The 5238-nt window shown below is 46.3% G+C and carries 4 protein-coding genes, 1 tRNA gene and 1 pseudogene; 2 read left to right on the forward strand and 4 right to left on the reverse strand.

Annotated elements, in window-relative coordinates:
- Window positions 1–116: 116 nt before the first annotated feature.
- The 3 genes from ACVC7T_RS10815 to ACVC7T_RS10825 form a co-directional block, all read right to left on the reverse strand.
- Window positions 117–332 carry a hypothetical protein gene (locus tag ACVC7T_RS10815; RefSeq protein WP_447262943.1) on the reverse strand — a complete coding sequence of 72 codons (216 nt, stop codon included), beginning with the start codon at window positions 330–332 and terminating at the stop codon, window positions 117–119.
- A gap of 69 nt (window positions 333–401) precedes the next feature.
- Window positions 402–1877: a UDP-glucose--hexose-1-phosphate uridylyltransferase gene (galT, locus tag ACVC7T_RS10820; protein WP_447262944.1), complete on the reverse strand. Its 1476-nt coding sequence runs from the start codon at window positions 1875–1877 to the stop codon at window positions 402–404.
- Between the two features lie 25 nt (window positions 1878–1902).
- The gene (locus ACVC7T_RS10825) at window positions 1903–3066 is read right to left on the reverse strand and encodes a galactokinase (protein WP_172074317.1); all 1164 of its coding nucleotides are present in this window, start codon (window positions 3064–3066) and stop codon (window positions 1903–1905) included.
- Between the two features lie 129 nt (window positions 3067–3195).
- Here ACVC7T_RS10825 and ACVC7T_RS10830 point away from each other — a divergent pair, with 129 nt between their 5' ends.
- Both ACVC7T_RS10830 and ACVC7T_RS10835 read left to right on the forward strand, forming a co-directional pair.
- Entirely contained in the window at window positions 3196–4194 is a 999-nt protein-coding gene (locus ACVC7T_RS10830) for a LacI family DNA-binding transcriptional regulator (protein ID WP_105111452.1), read from the forward strand.
- 72 nt (window positions 4195–4266) lie between these two features.
- Window positions 4267–5016, forward strand: a pseudogene (locus ACVC7T_RS10835) (transposase); the annotation flags it as partial.
- A gap of 96 nt (window positions 5017–5112) precedes the next feature.
- Here the strand turns inward: ACVC7T_RS10835 and ACVC7T_RS10840 are convergent.
- Window positions 5113–5186: transfer RNA gene (locus ACVC7T_RS10840), tRNA-Pro, on the reverse strand.
- Between the last annotated feature and the right edge of the window lie 52 nt (window positions 5187–5238).

Consider the following 5238-nt stretch of genomic DNA (forward strand, 5'->3'; position numbering starts at 1 on the left):
TTTTGTTGCGACGTCTAGCGTCAAAAAGCCCTACGACTTAACAAGACACCTCTACTTTATCATAAAGAAAAAGTAGTGAGTACTTTCTCCCGTCGGAGATTTCCTCACTACTAATCTTAGTATGTTTTATTTTTCAAAACAGCCATCAACTGGTCCCTACTGGTCAAATAGGCCACGCCCAGCAGAACCACGCCCGAAATCACCAAACGCAGGGTCGTAATCATCTCAACCGTCACCCCACGCGTCATCAAATATTGCCCACTGACTCCCGACAAACCCCAAGCAATACCTGCCACAAGCGTAATGAAAGTCCCAATTTTTGAATTTTTCATATCTACTCCTTTGATAACTTTTACTATTATAACAAAAAGAGCAGGCGTCTGCCTACCCTTCGAAAGTTATTATACAACCCCCACAAACTCGACAAATCTTCTAAAGGCAGCTTGGCCTTCTGGTGTGCGTTTGTAGACGCCAGCATCTTCAAGTACACGGGCAAAGATTTGTCCCACGGACGTGCGGACAATCTCTTGGACATTTTCAGCGGTAATTGAGCTGTGAGCGGCCTTCAAGCGGTCTGCCCAGTCTTGGTGATAGACTGCCACTTGACTGTCCTGCCCCAGCAGGAATTTCTCCACCTCGGCCAACTCCGCCTTAAGGCGCGGTGGCAAGATGGCCAAGCCCATGACTTCAATTAAGCCGATATTTTCTTTCTTGATATGCTGAACATCTGGATGAGGATGGTAGATGCCATCTGGGAATTCCTCCGAGGTCTGATTGTCGCGGAGGACCAAGTCCAGCTCATAACGACCGTCACGCTTGCGGGCAATCGGTGTAATGGTATGATGCGGTACTCCATTCGTCTCAGCCTTAATTCCAACCAAGTCATCTGAATAGCTCCGCCATTTTTCCAAAATCTTAGCCGCCAAACCAAGCAGCGCCGTCCGATCGCTGGAAGTCAAACGGATGACCGACATGGGCCACTTGACCAGTCCAGCCTGTACACCTTCAAAGCCTGTAAACATCAGCTCCTGCTCAATCGGCGCCTCATCCATGGGGAAGGTGTGCCGACCGCCCTGATAGTGATTGTGGGTCAAGATAGAGCCACCAGAAATCGGCAAATCCGAATTGGAACCGACAAAATAACCCGGCAAAAGGTCAATCAAATCCAAGAGTTGCTCAAAGGTCTGTGGCGTAATAGCCATTGGCACATGCTCAGCATTGAGGAAAATGGCATGCTCATTAAAATAAGCATAGGGCGAATACTGAAAGCCCCAGTTCTCCTGCCCCAACTGAAGACGAATAATCCGGTGATTCGCACGAGCAGGATGATTGATCCGCCCCTGATAGCCCTCATTTTCCATACAGAGCAGGCATTTAGGATAATTACTTGCTTCTGCTAATTTGGCCGCCGCAATGGCTTTCGGATCCTTCTCTGGTTTGGACAAGTTGATGGTGATTTCCAGATTGCCATAATCTGTCGGTACTTGGTAATAGATATTTTTGGCAACAGCTGCTAGCTTGATATAATCATTGCGCTTGCTGAGGTCATAGAAAGCCGCAATAGCCTGCTCCGGACTATTTTCATAGGTCGCCCAAAATTGACGGTTGACCTGACTAGGAGCCGGTGTCACCAAGTCCATCAGACTAGCCCCAACCATGTCCTGCTCCTCCAAGAGTTCCCCAACTTGACCAGCCTCAAGAGCCGATGCCAACAAGGCATCTTTGAGGGCAATCATATCCGTCAGCTCCGTCTCAATATCCAAGACCTGCTCGCCAACCAAGGCCAAAACCCGATTGCGCAGATAGAGACGGTCCATCTCCTCAAAGTCACTATGAACAATCGCTTGCTCCACAAATGTATCTACCAGATTTGCCATCGTCTCTCCTTCATCATTTCACATCTTACAAAACGGTTGAACCGCCAGCAATTTCTGCCACATAAAAGCTAGGTGCATAGCCGACCACTTCTGTGTAGGTCTTGCCAACATTTTCCTTAAAGGCCTCTACCTTATCCTTGTGGACAATGGCAATGCCACAGCCACCAAATCCTGCTCCCGTCATCCTCGCCCCGAGAACGCCCTCTTGTTGCCAAGCGGTGTGGGCCAACGTATCCAATTCCAGACCGGTCACTTCATAATCATGCTCCAAGGACACATGTGAGGCATTGACCAGACGACCGAATTTTGCCAAATCACCAGCTTCAAGCGCTGCCCGAGCCTGCAAGGTCCGTTGATTTTCCAGAACGGCATGGCGCGCCCGTTTGAGACGGTTTTCGTCCTTAATCAAGTAAGCATATTCGTCGAAAGTCCATTCGTCCAACTCACCCAAGGTCTCGATAGAGAGGACAGAATTGAGCTCTTCCACCGCTTTTTCACATTCCGCACGTCGCTCATTGTACTTAGAATCTGCCAATTCACGGCGCTTATTGGTATTCATGATAACAATGACATGGTCGCCCAAATCCAGCGGTACCAAGTCATATTCCAACGTATTGGTATCTAGGTAAATCGCCTTATTGTCCGCACCCATACCGATAGCAAATTGGTCCATGATTCCTGAATTAACCCCGATGAACTGATTTTCCGTCAATTTTCCGATTTTAACCAAATCAAGGCGAGTCAAGTCTAACTTGTATAGCTCCTCTGCAATAATCCCAATCAGCAGTTCCAAAGAGGCTGATGAGGACAGACCAGACCCATTTGGAATATTGCCATAGATGTAGACGTCCATACCCGAGTCAATCGTATGTCCAGCCTCCTGCAAGAACTTGAGTACGCCCTTGGCGTAGTTGGTCCAGTTATGGGCCTTATCGTAGACTAAATTGCCCAATTCCACCTCAATAATGCCCAATTCCTCAAAATTGGCAGAGTAAAAGCGCAGGACTTGGTCATCACGCTTGCGGGCTGCACCATAGGTCCCCAAAGTAATGGCAGCTGGGAAAACATGACCGCCGTTGTAGTCCGTGTGTTCACCAATCAGGTTAATTCGACCTGGCGAGAAGAATGCCGCGTCCGCTTCTTGACCAAATACATCCTGAAAGGCTTGTGTGATTTGTTCCTTGTTCATAAGAACCTCCTTGAATTGTAATCGATTTCTTTTATTTTATATCTAAAAAAAGACCTTGTCAAGAATTTACTAAAATTTTACTAATCTTTTCTATTGTGCTATAATCAAAGAAAAAGAAAGGGGAAAGCCATGGTCACTATCAAAGAAATTGCAGTTAGAGCACAGCTCTCATCCGCCACTATTTCCAGAGTTCTCAATGGAGATAACAGCCTATCCGTCAGTCCAGAAACTCGCGAACGCATCCTAGACTTGGCTCAAGAAATGGGCTATACCAAACATTTGAAAAAGCAGGCGCCCCAACAAAAAGGCACCATCGGACTTGTCCAATGGTACACAGAAAGCGAGGAATTAGCCGACCTCTACTATTACTCTATCCGCGTCAGCATCGAGCGCGAGGCTAGCCGACTGGGCTATCAGCTCATCCTCTCCTTCAACGACCTGAGCAATCCGCTCCTGGCCGAGGTTAACGGCATCATCGCAGTGGGCAAATTTTCTTCTAGGCAAATAGCAGAGCTGACCAGCTTGTCTCCTCATCTGGTCTTTGTGGACAGTGATACTCTGACCGAAGGGTTCTCCTGTGTAACCACTGATTTTAACCACTCGGTTCAAACCGTCATCAATCATTTTCGCAGTCAAGGTATCGCTGACATCGGACTGCTAGTCGGGCAGGAAAAGACCTCCGACGGACAAGACCTGCCTGCCGACCCCCGCTTGCTCAGCTATCATGACTATCTGTCCACCTTGGGCATCTACAAAGAAAATTACTGCTATATCGGGAAATTTTCCACCCAGTCAGGCTACGAACTGATGACCCGTGCAATACAAGAATTGGGCGACGACCTGCCACCAGCCTTCTTCATGGCCAACGATACGCTGGCTGTCGGTGCTTTGCGAGCCCTACAAGAGCGGCAAATTGAGGTTCCTGATCGTGTTCAAATCATCACCTTCAACGACACCGCCATCACTCGTCAAGTCTATCCGGCACTCTCCTCTATCAGCGTTTTCACGGAGGAAATGGGCCTTGAAGCTATGCAACTCTTGGACCGCATCATTGCAAATCCAACCGCCCACCACCCACGAAAAATCAAACTCAGAACGACATTGACCATTAGAGAAAGTTCATATTAAAAAGGCTCTTTGTCAACAGTTGTAGGTGGGCGAAAATGACTTTTACGCGATTTCTAATCTGTCTGGAATAGCGTTAAAATCATCACTATGGACATGTTTAGCACGTGTTATCAGCTGGCTAACCCCTTCGCTTTGCTAATTTCCAAGCTCAGGCTGAAATAGTCTCCCAGACTATTTCACTCCCGCATGCCAAAATCGTCCTTGATCGCTTTCATATTGTTCAACAACTTAGCCGTGCTATGAACCGTGTTCGTATTCAAATTATGAATCAATTCGACAGAAAATCGCACGAATACCGAGCCTTAAAACGCTACTGGAAATTGATACAATAAGATAGCCGGAAAATCAATGATAAACGATTTTATCGCCCTATGTTTCGAATGCATTTGACTAACAAGGAAATACTGGAAAAACTCCTGTCTTTTTCAGAGGTACTACGACAACACTATGAACTCTATCAATTGCTCTTATTCCATGTCCAAGAGAAGAACTCAGACCATTTCTTTGACCTCATCGAACAGGAAATAGTCACTGTTAAACCTGTTTTCCAGACGGTATTTAAGACATTTCTAAAGGATAAAGACAAGGTTTTGAATGCCCTAGAATTGCCCTATTCCAACGCCAAACTGGAAGCTACCAATAATCTCATCAAAGTCATTAAGAGAAATGCCTTTGGTTTCAGGAAGATGAGAACTTTAAAAAACGCATTTTGATTGCTTTGAACAGTGAAAAGGGCTGGGGAGAGCCCTTTTCAGCTTATCTCCTAAAAACTAGAAAGAGATAAAGAAAGAGAGAACGAAGTTCGTCCTCTCTAGGTCTTAGCTTTTCATCTACCCACTAAAGTTGACAAAGAGCTTAAATTTTTTGAACAGTAAAATCAAAAAAGAATGCCCAATGAGCACTCTTTGATTTGTAACATCGGGAAGACAGGATTCGAACCTGCGACACCTTGGTCCCAAACCAAGTACTCTACCAAGCTGAGCTACTTCCCGTTATCACTAAAAATAAAGCTCCCCTAATGAAGCATTAAGCGAGTCATGCACC

The sequence above is a fragment of the Streptococcus sp. P25B114 genome, assembly GCF_053010325.1.

What these genes read in the sequence shown, in the direction of transcription:
- ACVC7T_RS10815 (WP_447262943.1), bottom strand. Translation starts at nt 332, where the DNA reads ATGAAAAATTCAAAAATTGGGACTTTCATTACGCTTGTGGCAGGTATT.
- galT (WP_447262944.1), bottom strand. Translation starts at nt 1,877, where the DNA reads ATGGCAAATCTGGTAGATACATTTGTGGAGCAAGCGATTGTTCATAGT.
- ACVC7T_RS10825 (WP_172074317.1), bottom strand. Translation starts at nt 3,066, where the DNA reads ATGAACAAGGAACAAATCACACAAGCCTTTCAGGATGTATTTGGTCAA.
- ACVC7T_RS10830 (WP_105111452.1), top strand. Translation starts at nt 3,196, where the DNA reads ATGGTCACTATCAAAGAAATTGCAGTTAGAGCACAGCTCTCATCCGCC.